Below are 18,551 nucleotides of genomic sequence, written 5' to 3' on the forward strand. Positions count from 1 at the left end.
AAGTGAGAAACCCATACAGCGCACTCCTTAACCACATGAGAACTCAAGGGAGTAAAAATAACACACCCTATGTCCAGATAGGTTTGGTTGTTTCTCTTAATCCGCTAACTCTTAAGCTGGGAGACTTGCAAATCGGAAAGGAGAATCTCTTGGCTGCGGATTATGTACTGCCGAACTATGAACGGAAAATCAATATTCCAACGACTCCGGCCAGCGGAAGCACAACGGAGGGAAGTGTCACCAGCGTGGGGGTGCCTGATGGAGAAATCAAATTTACGGATGGTTTGAGGGTTGATGATCTTGTGGCCTTAATCCCAACGTTGGACGAGCAGACCTACATCATATTGGCAAAGGTGGTGAGTCCATGAGTATATTTCCAACGGAAACTATCAATGTGAGCGACCTCATTCAGGCGACAGTGATTGCTTCGGCTGATTTACCACTTGCTAAGGAATACGCATGGGATTTTGATAGGAATGATTTTTTGCTGGTTAATGGGAAAAATGTGATTGTCATGGGTAAGGAAGCAGTTAAGGTGTGGATATGGAAAGCCCTGCACACTCCGAAAAACAGGTATCGAGCTTATAGCTCAAGTTACGGCAATGAACTAGGATCTTTAATCGGCCAGGGACTTTCAGTTAGTGCTTTAAGATCCGAGCTGGAACGGTATCTGAAAGAATCATTGCTCATTAACACATACATTACAGGTGTTAAAAATATCGACATAAGTATCGATGGCAGTAAGATGGATGTTGGCTTTACCGTAACAACGACCTATGGGGAGGAAAACATCAATGTTTAGCGAGACAAGTTCGACGATATTAAATAGGATGCTGGGTAATGTTCCTTCTGATATAGACAAATCAGAAGGTTCTTTGATTTATGACGCACTTTCTCCAGCAAGCCAAGAGGTTGCTCAAAGTGAAATGCAACTTGACGAAGTCCTTAATATGGTCTTCGCTCAAAGCGCGGCTGCCAATGGATATTCAACACAGCTGGATTTAAGGTGTGGTGAATTTGGACTAACTAGAAAACCCGGTACCGCCGCGACTGGTGAAGCAACCTTTACCGGCACGGAGGCAACGCCTATTCCTCTGGGTACAACAGTTCAAACGCCAGGGGGATTGAGGTACACTACGACAGCGCCGGGAGTCATTGTTGGGGGCCTAGCAACTATAAATATTCAAGCCGTCAATGTTGGCATTGCTTACAATGTACCCGCTGCAACAATAACGCAGATCCCAACAGTCATAAGTGGAATCACAGGGGTCAATAACTTAAGTCCTATTATCGGGGGGAACGATGTTGAAACAGATGAAGCGCTACTTCAAAGACTTTTAATTCAAGTTCAATCCCCCCCGACCAGCGGCAATGTTGCCCATTATAGTCAGTGGGCATTGCAAGTTCCGGGTATAGGAGGAGCGCAAGTATTTCCCTTGTGGAACGGTGCCGGTACTGTCAAAGTCTGTGCCATTGACAGCAACATGCAGCCTCTTTCAGATCCATTACTAACTAAGCTAAGTGGTTATGTAGAATCCCAACGGCCTATAGGGGTAATAGTAACCTATGAAAGTGCAGCTGCCCTGCCGATAAACATAAGTGTTAATGTTGTGAGAAATACCGCCTATACACAGGCGCAGATTCAAACAGCGGTGATCACTGAGATCTGGAATTATTTAAAAGAGATTGCCTTCAAACAGAACTATGTAAGCTTCGCAGTCATAGGCTCCTTAATTTTAGCCACGCCAGGAGTGACCGATTACAACACATTAACCGTGAATGGTGGCACAGCTAATGTAACAATCGGGAGCGAGCAAATAGCAACGATAGGAACTGTAACAGTAAATGCTCCTTAAGGATTATTTACCACCAGCCATAGCCAATACCAGGATTTTTTCAACTCTCCTAAATGCAGAACAATTGGAAATAGATACTTTGGATAATTCCATTCAAGATATCGTAAATCAATGCTTCGTAAATACAGCAACATGGGGCTTGGACAATTGGGAGAGTTTACTCGGAATTAGCACGGATCACAGCAAGGATATAAATTACCGGAGGACTGTTGTCACTGCCAAGCTAAGGGGTTCAGGGAGCGTAACGGTAAATCTGATTCAAAATGTTGCCGGCAGTTTCAGCAACGGTAAGGTGGCTGTCATCGAGCATCCAAGTATCTATTCCTTTGAAGTCATGTTCGTAGGGACTATAGGTATTCCGCCAAATTTATCCGATTTACAGGATGTTATAAACCAAATTAAGCCGGCTCATTTAGCAGTTACTTACACTTTTTTGTACACCCAGTGGAGCAAGGTGAAAACCACAACCTGGGCAACCGTAAAGACCGGTACATGGGACGGAATAATAAATGGGAGGGTGATATAATTGTCAACCTTAACAACAAATTTGAACTTAGTTAAGCCTGCTTTAACAGATAATGCTGATATAACGGTTATCAATACGAACATGGATTTAATTGATGCAGCTATAGCCACTAAAGAAACACCGATAGGTGCACAGGCCAAGGCGAACACTGCTGAAACGAATTCAAAAGGATATACCGATACAAAAATAGCTGCACTTGTTGCGGCTGCTCCTGGGGCTTTAGACACCTTGAAAGAATTATCCGATGCCCTTGGCGATGACCCGAATTTTGCAACCACAATGACTAACCTAATAGCAAGTAAGGCCGATCAAACTACCGTTACTGCACATTTGGCGGATAATGTGAACCACGTACCTTATTCGGCAGCTACCGGTGCCGCTAATACCTATATTGTAGCATTGAATCCTGCCCCTACGTCTTATGTTGACGGGATCGCCGTGGCCATAAAGATTAATGTCAATTCTACGGGAGCATCAACCCTGAATGTAAATGGATTGGGTGCAAAAACAATTTTAGATTCCCTTGGCAACGCAATTACTTCCGGAGGTTTAAAGGCAGGAATCATTTACTCTATGCGCTACAACTCCACCACAGGAAATTTTATTGTACAGGGTAAAGGAGGTGGAGGAAATGCAACAGCAGCGCAACTATTAAATGGCGCAACAGCTACAGTAGATATTGGACAGATTACAGGAACCATGCCTAGTAAGTCTGCACAGACATATACGCCTGGGACAGCAGCGCAAACAATTGCCGCAGGGGAGTATCTCTCTGGTGCGCAAACAATAGCTGGTGATGCGAACTTAGTAACTTCGAATATTAAAAAAGGGATAAGTATTTTTGGAGTGTCAGGTAAGTCTACAGTTGTAGATGTGTCTGACACTACTGTTGATACGGTAGGACATGTTCTTAATGGATTAAATTTTTATGGCAGCGATGGAAATAAATATGCAGGTTCAATGCCTAACCATTCTAGTGCAGATAGCCCTGCTAATAGTATCGCAGGCACTGGGGCTGGAAGGATATATGTTAGGCCACAAGCTGGGTATTATGATGGTTCGGTTGCCTCTTATGTAGATGATGGTAATTTTCAGCCCTATAACATTGTTTTTGGAACAAGTATTCTTGGGATAGCAGGATCGGCAATACCACAAAATTTTTATAGCTCTAAAGTGAGTGCTCTTGTTCAAAATGCAACGATCACTCCGATTCAGGTAATAAGCGTTGCTGGTCCTGGAACACTTGACTGGGCCAACACTTACTTTAGTGTAAGTGGTGCAATTTCAAGTGTAATGGATATATACATTGATGGTACTCTATTTACCACCTTCGGTGCTAATGGTGCTGGTATTTATTCTTACTTGTATGGAGAGGGTGGTGGCTCAACTCCTACAACAGTAAACATTAGATTCACAACTAGCCTCGTTGTAAATCTATATAAAAACAACTCGACTGCTGGTACTGCATCTGGGCAGGTGGGTTATTCCAATTAATCATAGGGGGAGTCTTAATGTCTGTGAAATCTTATATCAGTCCTGTATATACCAATAGTGGTACAATACCCACTACAGTGCTTTCTGTCACAGGTAAAGGTACTATTGACTGGGCACGAGTTTATCTTAACGTAAATGCTGTAGTGTCCGGAGTATGTGATATATATGTGGATGGCGTTCTATATGGTTCTATTTACTCTTCTGCTTTAGTTGAGAAATATTATTGTGCTGGGGTCTCGTCTACTGTACCAGTGACGACTAGAATCAATTTTAAAACAGGCTTCTATATCAATCTTTATAAAAACAATTCACCTACTGGTGATGCTACCTGCAGAGTAGGGTATACCTTATATAGTTAATAACATCTATAGACCGATTATAATACGATTTTAGACGGCGATCCTGACGAGACTATGGCTTCGTGGATGGGGGAACATCTTGCCAAGAAAGATTGTCCACTTGTAATTTTCTTTGTGATCTGTTGAATCTAATTAACAAGGATCATTGTGTTAAAGCAATTGAGCCAGATGAAGGCAAAAATGTAACATTCAAATGTACAGTAGACGCATTAAATGAAGCAAACGCCTTTGAATTAGGGCTGTTTTTTTGGCCATTTTTTTATGCCCAAAAAGGAGTGAGACGGGGCTATGACAGCGGAAAACTCAGTAACAGAGCAAGCCTGCGAAAGAACGCACAAAGGGCTGGACAAGCAGATGGAGACAGCAGAGCAGAGGATAAACGCTCATTCCGAGACTATTACAGACTTAAAGATTATTGTAGGCCAACTGACGCAATTGTTAGAGAACTCAACAAAGGCTTTGGAAACAATGGAAAAACGAGTTTCTTCTCTGGAGATAGCCCAGGAAAATGCGGAAAAGGCTAACGGGTTCTGGAATTCCCCAGGCGGACAGTGGGTTATTAAGGGAACAGTGACTTTGGCGGTTATCGTTACACTTGCAGCGATAGGCCATAACGTAAACCCTGAATTTCTACCGAATCTATTTGGAAAATGAAGAAGGTGTTAACGTGAGTGATTTAATTGATTTAATCTTCGATCCCGGCCACGGTGGTGCAGATCCGGGAGCTGTAGGTTTGACAACACAAGAAAAAAATAACGTTCTAATGTTAGCCCAAAAAACAGCGGCGTATCTAGTGCCAACTGGCAGGTTCCAGGTAAGGTTCACTAGGGAAACGGACAAAGACTTCTGTTCAGATTCATACAGTGAAACGCTAGATCTAAAGAATCGGGTGAATGTGGCTAATACTTTGGGAGGAAAAGTATTCATCGCCTTTCACAACAACTCCGCCGTCGTAAACGCTTTTGGCAATGAAGTGTATGCTTCAGCCCCTGGAGGGGAAGGAGAGAAGCTGGCCAGGGCTATTTGTGGCCGAATGGCATCTCAGCTTGGGATGGTAGACCGTGGCCTGAGATTTGCTGGGTGGTATGTGTGTAAAGAGACGGATATGCCAGCATCGTTGGTTGAGTACGGCTTTATCAATTCTGAAGAAGCCACGATCTTGGCCAAGATGGATCAGGCTGCACTAGCAATTGCCCAGGGAATTGGAGATTACTTCGGAGTAAGTGTCAACGCACAGAAAAAGGAGGAATATGACGTGAAGGAAGCTGTTTTGGCCTTTGGAATTGATGATTATCTTTTAGCGGCACGCAAAGAATCCATCAAATTAGGAAACTGTGCCGTTTTTATTAGGTTGGATGATCAAAAACCTCCTGCAGACGTTTTTAAGGCAGAGCATCTGACCATTATCGGCGGCGGGACAGTCGGGCATCACAATGAAACAATTCTGTCAGGAAAAACGTGGGGAGATACCTCAGTTGCAGTGAGTGCAACTGGTGCGTAATACTTCTGTCAAATACTTGAATGGGGGAAACGAGTCATGAATACTCAAACGATAACCTTGTTAATTGGTATTCTGAGTTTAATGTGTTTCTTTGGGATGATGTTCGGAATACAGGTTTTAGTTAAACAAGGTAAGGATCCAAGCAAAGAGATGCAGATTGCTGATGCCATCGTGGATACGGCGGAGAAAACTAACACCGCGCTTAAAACGTTCATTCCTTCACCTGTTGAGAATATCATTGATATGGTCCTAAAAGTAACACAGGCCGGCGTACACTCAGCGCAACAACTTTATAATAGTGGTCAACTTCCTCCGGATTTAAGAAAGGAACAGGCTACTCAATACGCGGTGGATATGATTAAATTAAGTGGCCGTGAATTAACCCCTGCGCTGGAACAATCCATCCGGGACACGGCAGAAGCTGCAGTATATATTATGAAGCAGAGCGAACAGAGGCTGGTCCAATAGTATCGGTACTAATACAGGAGACAAGCTTCGATAACTAGACGGCAATTAAGCCTTAGCTCGTTGAAAGTCCGGCCCAAAATCAATATAGACAATAGACAAATGCCTCAGCTTAATGCTGGGGCCTTTGTCTATTGTTTGTGGTTTATCTATTTATTAAGTTAGAGAAATGCAGGTTCAGATCACCTCAATTACGAGGGACATCTGGACCGGGAGGCATCGCTCTTTGGCACTTCTCATCAAATATTCCCAGTAATTAATTACCCGGAAAATTCTAGCTCACTTCAATTGACTTAGCACGTAATTTAAAGCTCATAACTATTCCAGACAATGTTTCGACTGAATGTCCCAAAGATATTTAGCAGTGAGACATGTGCATCGTACGATACGCATCGTGCGTATTCGACAAAGCAATAGGTTCATATTCCAAAAGTACCTAACAATAAGGACGAGTTAAATTGTGGGGATAGGCGGCAACATCGAATATGGCGCAAAAGGGGAAGAGAGCTTGGGGGGCAATTAAATCAGGGATCAGCAAGGATTATCTCGCGTCCATAGAAAAGGGCAGAGGGCGCCAGAAAATATAGTTAGTGGGTATGACAGTGGAAAGTCTTGAAATAGATTAGAAGCTTTGCAAAAGGATAGCCCAGAAAGAATAATGCGTAATTCGACACACCGGAAGCAATATGCAGCGACAAAATACCCCTTGCAAGCCACAAGAACATGTGTTCTAATGGATAGATAAAACGTTCTCATTTGAGGTGACGTCCGTCTTGGAAATAAAGATCTTTAAATGAATGGATATGGAAGTGATAGGTAAATATACAGGTAAGTTTTTTTGTAATGGGCGTGAGATATGATATGGAGCGGAGAGTAATTAAATATGGTTTCTGGATGAAGAAATATTTTAGTTACCAAGGCATGATGGCCTGGTGACCTGGTGGCCTAAGAATAGAACTGCAAGAAGTCAATTAGTAAGAGGCACCCACTAGACGTAATAGAAAATTCACAAGGAAGCCCAACACCCCAGCAAGAGTTTTCGGACTTCCTTCCCAAAAACCGCTTCCGAAGAAGAGATTCCTGATGCTGCAATTATATCCAATAATAACCTCCTTCGGCAAGCGAATTTAAGGAGGAATAATGATGGTTGAGACTGAAGAACGTATTTTTGTGGACGCTTACAAGTTGGTTTTAAAGAACGCTACCTATAGGAAACACGTAGAAAGAATGATTGAATTAGGACGTAAAATAATGGAGCGACTCGGACCATCATCTTCACTCATGCTTGAGTATGAGATATCAGCTAATTTAGCGAAAGGTATTCGGCTAGAAATCGTTTACCAACTCGGAGTAGAAGATGGATTAGCACAATCAAAGGGAACCACTCTTAAACAGATTTAAAAATATTGAGGCTTCAATATCTAAACTTGTTTCAAAGGAGTAAACAATATGAAAATAAGGGTAATGTCAATTGAAGACTATGACAAAGTATATCAACTTTGGACAAATACAGAAGGTATGGGCATGCGTAGTTTAGATGACTCACTCGAAGGTATAGAAAAATTTCTGAAAAGAAATCCTACCACAAATTATATCGCACAAATTGAAAATCGGATTATAGGTGTAATATTATGTGGACACGATGGAAGAAGAGGATATATTTATCATACAGCAGTTAGCCCTGATTTTCGTGGAAAGGGAATTGGAAAAGCTTTGGTTAATGCCACACTAAGTGCATTGAGATTGGAAGAAATAAATAAAGTTGCACTTGTTGCATTTGCTTCAAATGATTTAGGAAACAAATTTTGGGAATCTATTGGCTTTATTAAACGAAATGATTTGATTTATAGAAATCTCAGTATTAATGAAATGAATGCCTAATTCCCATATTGGTTTATCTATGGTTCACTTGACTCATGTAACTGTTTCTGCCTTACAAAAGTCAAGTGATACTGTTAAACCAAGTTCGACCCACGTAGCACCCCCTCAGAATGTTATGTGCAATTGGTTGCAAGGACCGCGTCGTCATGGCACGGATTAGAAAGTAGTGTTTGAGAAGAAGCTAGTTATGATAAACAAGTGGGCTAAAGGCTGAAATTCTGGCGTTAATGGAGGCAAAACTTTAAATATAATTACTAAAATTTAAATAGAGGTTAATCAGGCGTAGGGAAAGGCGCCATCAGGTGCACAGCGTAGGATATTGTAGATAAATATACAATATCCTACGCTTTTTTTCGTTATATTACACTACCCTAGCATCTAAGGGTGATGAAATTAATCAAGTAGATAATCTATAAAAGAAAATGGCCTGATACGGCAATTCTTTCAGGTTGGGAAATTTTATTAAAGTCTATGTTAAAGATTATCTTCCGTGGCATGAATCTTGCGATAAATTACAGGCAGATGACAGGTACTGTTGATGGACAGTGAAATTCAAAAGGAAAAGGAGGTAAGGTCAAGGTCAAGAGAAATATGCCAGGGAAAATTCGTGAACATGGAAGGAGAAAGGCGATGAGTGATACCCAGAAAACCGCGGAAAAGCTGGAGATTGATAAAGTCTTGTATCTCACACCAATTATTTTGATCATGGCGGTTTGCGCTTATCTAGGTATGAATCTAAAAAGGGCTAGCGAAATAATCGATAAATCTTTTGCCTTTGTCACTGGTAATTTTAGCTGGTTATATCAGTTTTTTACCTTTGGCTGTTTGTTAGTTTGTTTATATTTGATCTTTGGCAAATACAGGAATCTTAGATTTGGCAGTGAAAAACCTGAATTCTCCACGTTTAGCTGGCTTTCTATGATTTTCACTGCTGCTTTAGGCGGATCGGTAGTTTTGTGGGCGACCATTGAACCATTTTATTATCTTATAGGACCTCCCTTTAACGTAAAACCATATTCTTACGAAGCCTTCCAATGGGCAACCGCTTATCCCTTGTTTCACTGGGGTTTTACCGGCAACTCCATGTATTGTGCCTTGGGCGCGGCCTTCGCTTATATGTTCTGGGTTAAAAAGAAAGATGTGAATAGAGCCAGCAGTGCCGCCTCCATGCTCTTGGGCGAAAAAATTACTCGCGGTTGGGTGGGCAAGGTGATTGACGTTCTGCTGATCCTTTCTATTGTGGGCGGGATTGCCACAACCTTGGGTTTGGCGACACCATTGGCCAGCGAACTGATTGTTTCTGTTTTCGGCATTCCGCGGACGATGGCCATGGATGTCAGCTTAATCATTTTCTGGATCATCGCCATCTCTCTTTGCGTTTACAGCGGACTACATAAAGGGATTAAATGGATCAGCAACATTCGGATGTGGTTGATCTTTGCGGTTTTGGCTTTTGTATTCCTTGTCGGACCTAAAGTCTTCATGCTGAATAATTTCTGCGAAGGCTTGGGTAATATGATGCAAGGCTTCTTTAAAATGAGCTTTTACACCGAACCTTTTGCCAACAAAAGTTTTAACGGTTTTCCTCAATGGTGGACTATTTTCTACTGGGCTTGGTGGGCCAGCTATGCCTCACAAATGGGTATTTATTTTGCCCGGATTTCCAAAGGGCGTACGGTTAGGGAATTTTGTATTGCTATTTTAACCGCAACAGGGTTTGGTGTCTGGATTTTCTTCGCCGTTTTTGGCAATTACACCTTGCACACTTTTATCAGTGAGCGGCTGCCGCAGTTGGCAGATACTTTGAACAATTTGGGTAATGCACCTGCGGTAGTTCAAGTGTGGGCAACGCTGCCTATTCCTAAGATGTTCCTTTTTGCTATGCTCTTAATGACCCTGTTAGCAACGATTACCTTATTAAACGGCACTGCATACACCTTAGCCATCCTGAGCACCAAGAAAATAACGGGTGAGCAGGAGCCGGCTGGCTGGAACCGGATTTCCTGGGTTTTCGTTTTGGGAATCCTGGCCTTGGTTCTCATGGCCATCGGCGGATTGAAAGCGGTGCAAACCTCCAGCGTTCTGGTATCATTACCCATGCTGTTTATCTTTATGATCATCATCGTTGGTTTCTTTAAGGTGATTAAGGCAGATGATTGGGGAGATTTCCACCGGGGTGCCCTAAAAGCTGCACCGCCGGTCATTGAAGGCAGCGCTGTGAAGAACTCCGATGTCAAATCCTGTTAAGTAAAGAGGGAGAATTGTGATGGGTGTGAGAACATTAAGATCGGGTATTCCTATGATGTCTGGTTTTAGTTTAAATACGTTTACCGAAGAGCAATTGGAATTGATTCATTTCGCTAGTTTGGAAATTTTACGGGATGTGGGGGTCAAGGTTGAGCTGGAAGAAGCGACGCAAATCTTTGCCGCCGCCGGCTGTATGGAGGAGAAACATGGTGATTATTCTATTGTGAAGATTCCTTCCTATGTGGTTGAAGATTGCCTGCGTTGGGCGCCAAGCAGTATCGTTTTTTATGGCCGTGACCAGAAGGATGATTATGCTGTGGATGGCAAACGAACTGGCGTTAGTCCTTTTGGCGAGAATGTCCAGGTGATCGACCGGAAAAGCAGGAGGGTGCGGAGATCGGTCAAGCAGGATTTGGCCCAGGCTACCTTGTTGTGCGATTACTATGACCAGGTGCCTATGGTGGAGCGGGCACTGTGTTCCGGCGATCAAATCCCCAGAGCTCAAACCCTGCATAATTTTGAAGCTATGGTCACTAATACCTCCAAGCATATTCTCCTCTCCTTTGGTATGGGAACTAGCGCCGAAAAAGTCCTGGAAATGGCCTATGCGGTGGCTGGAAGCAGGGAAGCTTTTGAGAAACGCCCATTTGTCACCGCCTTCGTTTGTCCTACCAGTCCTTTAGTTTTAGTCAGACAGTGCTGTGAAGGCACGATCACTGCGGCGAGAGGCGGCGCGGGTGTGGCAATCATCCCCATGGCGCTGAGCGGTGCAACCGCGCCGGCAACCCTAGGCGGAACCTTGGTGCAGCATAATGCCGAGGTTCTAAGCACGTTGGTTTTGGCTCAATTGACCAGGAAGGGCACGCCCACTATGTACTGCACCTGCAGTACGATTATGGACTTGCGTTTTACCATGGCTGCGGTAGGGGCGCCGGAATGGGGCATACTGAGCGCTGCTTTGGCCAGAGTAGCCCAGTATTACAAGCTGCCTTTCTGGGGGAACGGCGGACAGACCGATAGCAAATTGGTTGATGCTCAAGCCGGCTACGAATCTTCACTTACGATGCTGTTGACCACCTTGTCCGGCGCGAATATAACTTATGGGGCAGGCTGTCTGGAATCCGGTCTAACCTTTGATTTTGCCAAATTTGTTCTGGATATCGAAAACTTTACCCGGGTGCGCAAAGTGATTGCCGGGATCGATTTAAGCGACGAGTCCTTAGCCCTGGATATTATAAAAGAAGTTGGTCCGGGGGAGAATTCATGACCCATCCTCATACCTTTAAACACATGAGAGAAATGTCCATAGCCAACATCTTTGACCGGCGCAATCGTGAAGTCTGGATGGATTTGACCGGCGGCCAAGATGTCACTGAACGTGCTTATGTTGAAGCCGAGAGAATTATAAAGGAGCATAAAGTAGCGCCGTTATCAGAAGCTGCCATCAGTATCATGGATGGAGTCATAAAAGAGTTTGAATCTCAATTAGAGAAATAAGAACACAAATTCTTAGGGCTTTAGCAGTAAAGCAGACGGTTTTAACATGCCTATGTTAAACCGTCTGTTTTTATAATGTGTTTTTGTTCAGCTTCAACAAAAATCAAGGGTGTTGCTTTAACGAATCTCCTTATAAGAAGCAAAGTTAAAAATACTAATTAGATAATTCTAAAAATTATCTACAACCACTATTTTTTAGTATATAATAATCTTGTATGATGTTGGCTTAAAGCCAATAAAGATTCTTTAATGCCTTGTAGCAGCGGCTCTGTTCCACGATTTTGGCAGGAAGTGCAGGGGAATCTGAATAGGTAAAAGCAAATCATGTATTGATGCGAGCGAAAATTGATGTAAAGCAGGTGGCCTAATGGTAAAGAATTGCTCTATGATTAAAGATGTGTTTGGAGCATTCATTCCAGACATACATCAGGGATTAGCTGTCATTGATTCAAGAGGGATAGTGGAAATTTGCAATCCGCGTTTTGCTGAAATATTGCAGAAAGACCGGTCATTTTTAACGAATAGAAAAATTTCGGAAATCATCCCCGGATTTCAGGAGCATTGTTATGGGACTGAGACATTTGTCAATCTTCACCCATATAAAAACATTGGCCTTAAAACACTGCCTATCGGCAATGAAATCATCGGTACATATTTTTTGCTTATTCTGTCTGAGAACCAGGGCATGGAAAGGACGTTATTTCTGGATGAGGCATTCAGAACCATTCTGGATAATATTGACGAAGGGGTGATGGTAGTTGATTCTGACAATAGAATCGTTTACTGTAATAAGGTCCAGTTGGAATTTGACGGACTAAAACTCGAGAATATTATGGGCCGACATACCCCGGAAGTATATAACTTCGATCCGGAAATCAGTACGCTGGGGAAATGTTTAAAAAGGGAAGAGTCCTTAGGTAATTATGTGCAATACTATTGCTCAAATTACGGACAGCATGTTCGGGTCACCGGAAATAATTTTCCCGTCAAACAAGGTGAAAAAACTACAGGAGCAGTGGCTGTCTACAGAAATTTGCAGGAGAGCGAAGAAATGGTTGGCAAAGTCGTTGACTTGCAAAAGAGCTTGAAACTTGAGCAGCAAGATTTATTAAGTGTCCTGGTCAGTGGTACGTCGGCAAAAGAACGGAATTTTACCTTTGACCACATTCTTGGTGACAGTGTTCGTATTCGTGACAGCATTTCTTGGGCTAAAAGTGCGGCAAAATCGGATTCACCGGTTTTTATTTACGGGGAAACCGGGACCGGCAAAGAGATGTTCGCCCAGAGCATTCACAGCGGCAGCAGTCGCAGCCCCAAACCCCTGGTGTCCATTAACTGTGCTGCCATCCCTGAAACATTGCTGGAGGGCATTATTTTTGGTACGGTCAAAGGTGTGTTTACCGGCGCAATTGACCGGAAAGGTTTATTTGAGGAAGCGGACGGTGGCACCCTGTTTTTAGATGAGATCAATTCCATGCCCCTCGGCCTGCAGTGCAAATTGCTCCGCGCCTTGGAAGAAAGAAAAATTAGGCGGCTGGGGGGAAAGAACGAGATTCCCGTCGATGTACGCATCATTAGTACCTGCAATATTGAGCCCATGGAAGTCATCCGTCAGAACCTTTTGCGCAGCGATTTATATTACCGGCTGGCGGTAATTAATTTGGAAATCCCGCCTTTGCGTACGCGGAAAGAGGACATTAATCTCCTGGTCCGTTTTTTTGTGAAAGGTTTTAATGTCAAAATGAAAAAAAACATTTGCGAAGTTTCTCCGGATATTTTTACGTTAGTGGAAAGCCACGATTGGCCGGGCAATGTCAGACAGTTAAAACACTGGATTGAAGCGGCGATGAACATGATTCCGGAGGACGAACCTGTTTTTAGCCTGAAATATATCCCCCGAAATTTTAAGTCCTTTATGGGTACTATGTCCATAAGCAATGAAAAAATAAAGCAGGGCGAAGTGTTTACGGAGATTAGGGAGCAGGAATGTGCCAGGCTGATCAACGCTTTGAAACGGCATGGCGGTAATATCACCAAGGCGGCCAACGAATTGAATATCAGCCGGCAGGTCCTCTATTATCGGATACGCAAACTGGGCATCAAATAGAAAACTATTTTGAATGAAAGCAGTGTAGAAATCTGTAGCAAAAAAATGCTACGTAATTCTACACTGCTTTCTATTTTTGACGGTATAAAAGGCGTATAAGACAGATGAGATCAAGTGAAAGGAAACAATTTAAGGGAAAAAGATGAGCAAAATCCGCTGTTTAAGAGCTGCTGCCAGAAGTTAATCCAATGGGTTTGAAGGTATTGGGTTGGTATAACTTTTGCAATAGCTTTAGAGCCAGATGGCAGTTGTTGCTGATCGAAAAAGAAATTCGAACGGAGGTTGAGAAAATGTCCAGAAATGCACATGCCACCTTTACCAGGATGGGCGGTTTTGGGGTCAATGTCTTTTCAGAGGACGAGCTTTATGCTATTCATTGTGCGACCCTCGATGTGTTGCAGCATGTGGGCGTGCGAGTGGACAGCCGGGAAGCTCAGGAAATATTTGGCTCCGCGGGGGCCAAGGTGGACCCCAAGTCAGACATCGTGAAAATTCCTCCCCATATTGTTGAGGAGGCGGTCCGCTCAGCACCGAGTACTATTTTGCTTGCAGCCAGGGACCCCAAGAAGGATTATATTTTGGAAAGCAACCGGGTGGGCTTTGTTAATTTCGGTGAAGGAGTTAATGTTATCGATCCGGTTACCAGGAAATATCGCCGCAGCAATAAGCAAGATGTCGCCAATGCGGCCAAAATGAGCGATTACCTTTCGGAAATGGATATCAGCTACCGAGCGGTGGTGGCCCAGGAGTACCCGGGACCGGTTCAGGCCTTGCATAATGCGGAAGCAATTTTCCCTAATACCAGCAAGCACTTTTTCATCGGCGCTGACGGGGTGAGAAACGCGCGGAAATTGATTGACATGGCGGCGGCGGTAGCCGGTGGCCGCGAACAATTAAAGGAAAGACCTTTAATTAGTTTTAACGTTTGCCCGACCAGTCTGCTCAAGCTGATTCCGGAATGCACGGACGTGGTGATTGAAGCTGCCCGGGCGGGAATCCCGGTAAATATTATCTCTATGGCTTTGGCGGGCGCGACGTCACCTGTGACCTTAGCGGGGACGTTGATCACACACAACGCAGAAGTGTTGAGCGCCATCGTTCTCAGTCAATTGGCCTGCAAAGGAGCGCCCTGCATTTACGGCTGTTCAACGACGATCATGGATATGCGGCACACCACGGCGCCGGTGGGGTCCCCTGAGTTGGGGATGATCAGCGCCTCGGTAGCCAGAATGGCCCAATACTATAATCTGCCCAGCTTTGTTGCCGGTGGGTAGGCAGACAGTAAAATACCCGATGCGCAAGCTGCTCATGAAAAAACTCTGACAGGTCTCCTCGCTGCCCAGGGTGGCGCGAATCTGATCTACGGAGCGGGCATGCTCGACATGGGGATGACCTTCGACTTCGCCCAGTTTGTCATGGACAATGAAATATTCAAGATGATCAGGAAGGTTATTGGCGGTATTGAGGTATCTGACCGGAACATGGCTGTGGACATAATCAAGGAGATTGGTCCCGGCGGTGAGTTTGTCAGTCATCAGCATACCTTCGATCATTTTAAGGCGGAACAGTCCCATACCAAACTGTTTGACAGGTCTATGCGGGAAACCTGGGTGCTTGATGGGGAGACGAATTTGACCGAACGGGCCTACGCCGAGGCCAATTTTATCCTGAACAATCACACTCCCTTGCCCTTGGCAGCTAGTATCCTGCAAACCATTAGAAGTATCGTGGAGGAAGCGGAAAAAGAATATGCGGTGGAAAAAAGTGATGGTTGACACGCTATAAAAAAAGAATAACGGGAGGAATTATCATGGCTGACGAAGAGATTTTGCAAAGAATCATGGAGGGTGTTCGAGAAGGCGACGAGACTCTGGTAACAGAATGGACCGGAAAAGCAATTACGGCGGGGCTCGAACCCCTTGTTGTGATCAATGACGGCCTTACTAAAGGAATACAGGCTGTAGGTACCTTGTTTGGCAACGGAACCTATTTCTTGCCGGATCTATTGTTAGGGGCTAAAGCCATGGATGCCGGAATCAAAGTAATCGAGCCGCTGATGGCCGGTAAGAAAAGAGAATTTCTAGGCCGGGTGCTGATGGGAACCGTTCAGGGCGATCTGCATGAAATCGGCAAAAACATCGTAATTATGATGCTTAAGACGGCGGGATTTGAGGTCTTGGACTTAGGGGTCGACGTACCGGCCCAACGATTTATTGAACAAACTCTGGAGTTTAAGCCGGATATCATTGGAATTTCCGCGCTTTTGACAACGACTGTCGGACGGCAGAAGGAAATTGTTGAACTTCTGCAAGAAGAAGGGCTCAGAGAAAAGGTTAAAGTGATGATTGGCGGTGCGCCGATCAACCAGAACTGGGCCGATACTATTGGAGCCGACGGATATGCCGAGGATGCTTCGGTAGCTGTCGAGGTTGCAAAACGTCTTTTAGGAATGTCAGTCGGGTAATTGGCGGAAAGTCATAGAAAATGGAGGTAGAACGATGAGATTTGATTATTATTCTGAAGAGCAACTTTTGAAGGTTCATGAGGCAAGCCTCGATCTCCTGAAAAAAGTGGGAATTAGCACCAGTTCAGAAAGGTTTCGGACTCTGCTTTTAGATCATGGCTGCCTGGAAAAGGGGAAGAGGATTCTTTTCACTCAGGATGTTATTGACAAAGGGATGAAGACTGTACCGGCTGTTTTCAATCTCTATGGCCGAAACGGGCTGCATCAATTGGAAATCGGCAGTAAAAAAGCTTACTGTCAGACCTTGGTCGGTGCTCCCTCCGTGATTGATATGGAGAGCGGGAAGCGCAGGGATGCTCTGCTCAAAGATTTGGAGGATATAACCCGCCTGGCGGATGCTCTGGACCATGTTCATATTATCTCGCCTCTCTTTCCCAGGGATGTGCCCCAGGAAATCATTCTGACGGTTGAGACGGCCACCTGTTTGCGCAGTACTTCCAAACCCCTGAGTATCTGCGTGGAGTCCTCCCGGGAATTAAAATTTATTAAAGAATTGTTGGTGGCGGCGGCAGGCAGCGAGAAGGCTCTCAGGGAAAAACCTTTGGCTACCTTACCTGTTTCGCCGGTCAGTCCTTTGGAGTATGGCTTTGGTCCTGCGGAAGCACTGTTGGATGTGGTGGAGGCAGGTTTGCCTTTAGGTGTGGAGCCTTGTCCACAAATGGGGGCTACCGGTCCGATGAGCATGAATGGTCTTGTGGCTATGCACAATGCGGAAATCCTTGCCGGCGTGATCGCGGCCCAACTTTTCAAGCCCGGCTGTCCTTTAACAATGTCCTCCCGTGCGACATTTATGGATATGAGGACGGGTCTCGGATTATGGGCGATGCCGGAAATGGGTATGATGTCCGCCGGGTTGAATCAATTGGGACGTTACTATCATATCCCCGTTGCCCCCGGCGGATATTGTGGAAGTTCCAAGACTGCGGATATGCAGAGCGGATATGAACATCTTTACAATGCCTTAATGGAGGCGCTGGCCGGCAGTGACATCATTGGTTCGGCCGGTTCGCTGGATAATGCCTTAGTGGAGTGTTTTACCATGCTGGTCATGGATAACGAGATTTCTTCAGTGGTGCAAAGAACCATAAGGGAATTTGAAGTTAACGAAGATAACCTGGCAGTGGATGTTGTGGCTGAAATAGTAGAAAACCACGATAATTTTCTCGGTCATAAACATACCAGAAAATATCTGCGCTCCGGGGAACTGTGGGTACCGACCATCAGCCAGAGACAGACATTCGAACAATGGGCTGTTAAGAGTCAGAAAATTGAGGATGTAGCCAAGGAAAAAGCCAAGGATCTGGTGGCCAGCCATCAACCGGCGCCTTTGGGCGACCAGGTTGAAAAAGAATTCACCCAGATAATAGCCGCTGCCCAAAAGGCCTTGATGTAAAGCGTGTTTTAGTATTCTTAGGAAAGAGGAGGAATCTTATCATGGCAACCTATGCGCAGCTTGCCCAAAGTGTTATTGCCGGACAGAGAGATCAGGTTAAAGACCAGGTTGAGAGTCTTATCGCGGCAGGAAATAACCCTTTGGAGATTGTGAGTGAGGGTTTGATTGCCGGAATGGACGTGGTGGGCGTTCGCTTTAAGGCTGGGGATATGTATGTGCCGGAGGTGCTCATGTCCGCGAAAAGTATGAGTGGAGGGCTGGAGATTGTTAAACCGTTAATTGCTGCGGCCGACCAGAAAAACAATGGGAAGATTCTGATTGGGACGGTAAAGGGGATCTCCACGATATCGGAAAGAATCTTGTCGGCATGCTGATCGAAAGTGGTGGTTTTGCGGTGATAAATATGGGGGTAGATGTCTCTGCTGAAGACTTCATTGACGCTATTGTTGAGCACGAACCGGATATTATTGCCTTGTCGGCGCTGTTAACCACGACTATGCCGGCTATGAGAGAGATCATTGAGTTGTTACAAGAAGAGGACTTAAGAGATAAAGTTAAGGTGATTATCGGGGGAGCACCGGTTTCTCAAGAGTACGCCGACACTATTGGAGCTGACGGTTATGCTCCGGACGCCGGTTCAGCGGTAGAGCTTTGTAAGCGGCTTCTGGCATTGAGGTAGAGAGAATTAGGGATTGATCTAA

The 18,551-nt window shown here is 44.6% G+C and carries 17 protein-coding genes and 2 pseudogenes; all 19 read left to right on the forward strand.

Annotation, left to right across the window (positions count from 1 at the left end; translation table 11 throughout):
• Positions 1 to 2 precede the first annotated feature (2 nt).
• Positions 3 to 368 (forward strand): DUF2577 domain-containing protein, encoded by a 366-nt coding sequence (locus VZF35_RS22070; protein ID WP_407308535.1) that lies wholly within the window; start codon positions 3 to 5, stop codon positions 366 to 368.
• Complete coding sequence (locus VZF35_RS22075) at positions 365 to 802, forward strand: DUF2634 domain-containing protein (protein ID WP_407308536.1); 438 nt, start codon at positions 365 to 367, stop codon at positions 800 to 802. Before VZF35_RS22070 ends, VZF35_RS22075 begins: the two co-directional genes overlap by 4 nt.
• The gene (locus VZF35_RS22080; protein WP_407308538.1) at positions 795 to 1,856 is read left to right on the forward strand and encodes a baseplate J/gp47 family protein; all 1,062 of its coding nucleotides are present in this window, start codon (positions 795 to 797) and stop codon (positions 1,854 to 1,856) included. Before VZF35_RS22075 ends, VZF35_RS22080 begins: the two co-directional genes overlap by 8 nt.
• Positions 1,846 to 2,382, forward strand: a complete 537-nt coding sequence (locus VZF35_RS22085) for a YmfQ family protein (RefSeq protein ID WP_407308539.1) — start codon at positions 1,846 to 1,848, stop codon at positions 2,380 to 2,382. Before VZF35_RS22080 ends, VZF35_RS22085 begins: the two co-directional genes overlap by 11 nt.
• Positions 2,383 to 3,876: a hypothetical protein gene (locus VZF35_RS22090; protein ID WP_407308540.1), complete on the forward strand. Its 1,494-nt coding sequence runs from the start codon at positions 2,383 to 2,385 to the stop codon at positions 3,874 to 3,876. It begins immediately after the preceding gene.
• Positions 3,877 to 3,893: 17 nt separating this feature from the next.
• Entirely contained in the window at positions 3,894 to 4,235 is a 342-nt protein-coding gene (locus VZF35_RS22095; RefSeq protein ID WP_407308541.1) for a hypothetical protein, read from the forward strand.
• Positions 4,236 to 4,523: 288 nt separating this feature from the next.
• Complete coding sequence (locus VZF35_RS22100; RefSeq protein ID WP_407308542.1) at positions 4,524 to 4,889, forward strand: hypothetical protein; 366 nt, start codon at positions 4,524 to 4,526, stop codon at positions 4,887 to 4,889.
• A gap of 13 nt (positions 4,890 to 4,902) precedes the next feature.
• Positions 4,903 to 5,736, forward strand: a complete 834-nt coding sequence (locus tag VZF35_RS22105; protein WP_407308543.1) for an N-acetylmuramoyl-L-alanine amidase — start codon at positions 4,903 to 4,905, stop codon at positions 5,734 to 5,736.
• Between the two features lie 36 nt (positions 5,737 to 5,772).
• Positions 5,773 to 6,204 (forward strand): hypothetical protein, encoded by a 432-nt coding sequence (locus VZF35_RS22110; RefSeq protein WP_407308544.1) that lies wholly within the window; start codon positions 5,773 to 5,775, stop codon positions 6,202 to 6,204.
• Between the two features lie 1,140 nt (positions 6,205 to 7,344).
• A complete protein-coding gene (locus tag VZF35_RS22115) occupies positions 7,345 to 7,602 on the forward strand; it encodes a hypothetical protein (protein WP_407308545.1) in 258 nt (85 codons plus the stop codon).
• A gap of 48 nt (positions 7,603 to 7,650) precedes the next feature.
• On the forward strand, positions 7,651 to 8,082 hold the full coding sequence (locus VZF35_RS22120) for a GNAT family N-acetyltransferase (RefSeq protein ID WP_407308546.1): 432 nt from the start codon (positions 7,651 to 7,653) through the stop codon (positions 8,080 to 8,082).
• A gap of 630 nt (positions 8,083 to 8,712) precedes the next feature.
• The gene (gene caiT / locus VZF35_RS22125; RefSeq protein WP_407308547.1) at positions 8,713 to 10,329 is read left to right on the forward strand and encodes an L-carnitine/gamma-butyrobetaine antiporter; all 1,617 of its coding nucleotides are present in this window, start codon (positions 8,713 to 8,715) and stop codon (positions 10,327 to 10,329) included.
• A gap of 19 nt (positions 10,330 to 10,348) precedes the next feature.
• Positions 10,349 to 11,596 carry a trimethylamine methyltransferase family protein gene (locus VZF35_RS22130; protein ID WP_407314781.1) on the forward strand — a complete coding sequence of 416 codons (1,248 nt, stop codon included), beginning with the start codon at positions 10,349 to 10,351 and terminating at the stop codon, positions 11,594 to 11,596.
• Positions 11,593 to 11,826, forward strand: coding sequence for a hypothetical protein (locus tag VZF35_RS22135; RefSeq protein ID WP_407308548.1), 234 nt, complete (start codon positions 11,593 to 11,595; stop codon positions 11,824 to 11,826). Before VZF35_RS22130 ends, VZF35_RS22135 begins: the two co-directional genes overlap by 4 nt.
• 367 nt (positions 11,827 to 12,193) lie before the next feature.
• Entirely contained in the window at positions 12,194 to 13,933 is a 1,740-nt protein-coding gene (locus tag VZF35_RS22140; RefSeq protein WP_407308549.1) for a sigma-54 interaction domain-containing protein, read from the forward strand.
• A 323-nt stretch (positions 13,934 to 14,256) separates the two neighbouring features.
• Positions 14,257 to 15,708, forward strand: a pseudogene (mttB, locus tag VZF35_RS22145) ([trimethylamine--corrinoid protein] Co-methyltransferase).
• Between the two features lie 35 nt (positions 15,709 to 15,743).
• Entirely contained in the window at positions 15,744 to 16,397 is a 654-nt protein-coding gene (locus VZF35_RS22150; RefSeq protein WP_407308550.1) for a corrinoid protein, read from the forward strand.
• 34 nt (positions 16,398 to 16,431) lie between these two features.
• Positions 16,432 to 17,850 carry a trimethylamine methyltransferase family protein gene (locus VZF35_RS22155; protein ID WP_407308551.1) on the forward strand — a complete coding sequence of 473 codons (1,419 nt, stop codon included), beginning with the start codon at positions 16,432 to 16,434 and terminating at the stop codon, positions 17,848 to 17,850.
• A 41-nt stretch (positions 17,851 to 17,891) separates the two neighbouring features.
• Positions 17,892 to 18,529 (forward strand): annotated as a pseudogene (locus VZF35_RS22160) (B12-binding domain-containing protein).
• The last annotated feature ends 22 nt before the right edge of the window (positions 18,530 to 18,551 follow it).

The sequence above is a fragment of the Desulfosporosinus paludis genome (genome assembly GCF_045689965.1).
Taxonomy (GTDB): Bacteria; Bacillota; Desulfitobacteriia; order Desulfitobacteriales; family Desulfitobacteriaceae; genus Desulfosporosinus; species Desulfosporosinus paludis.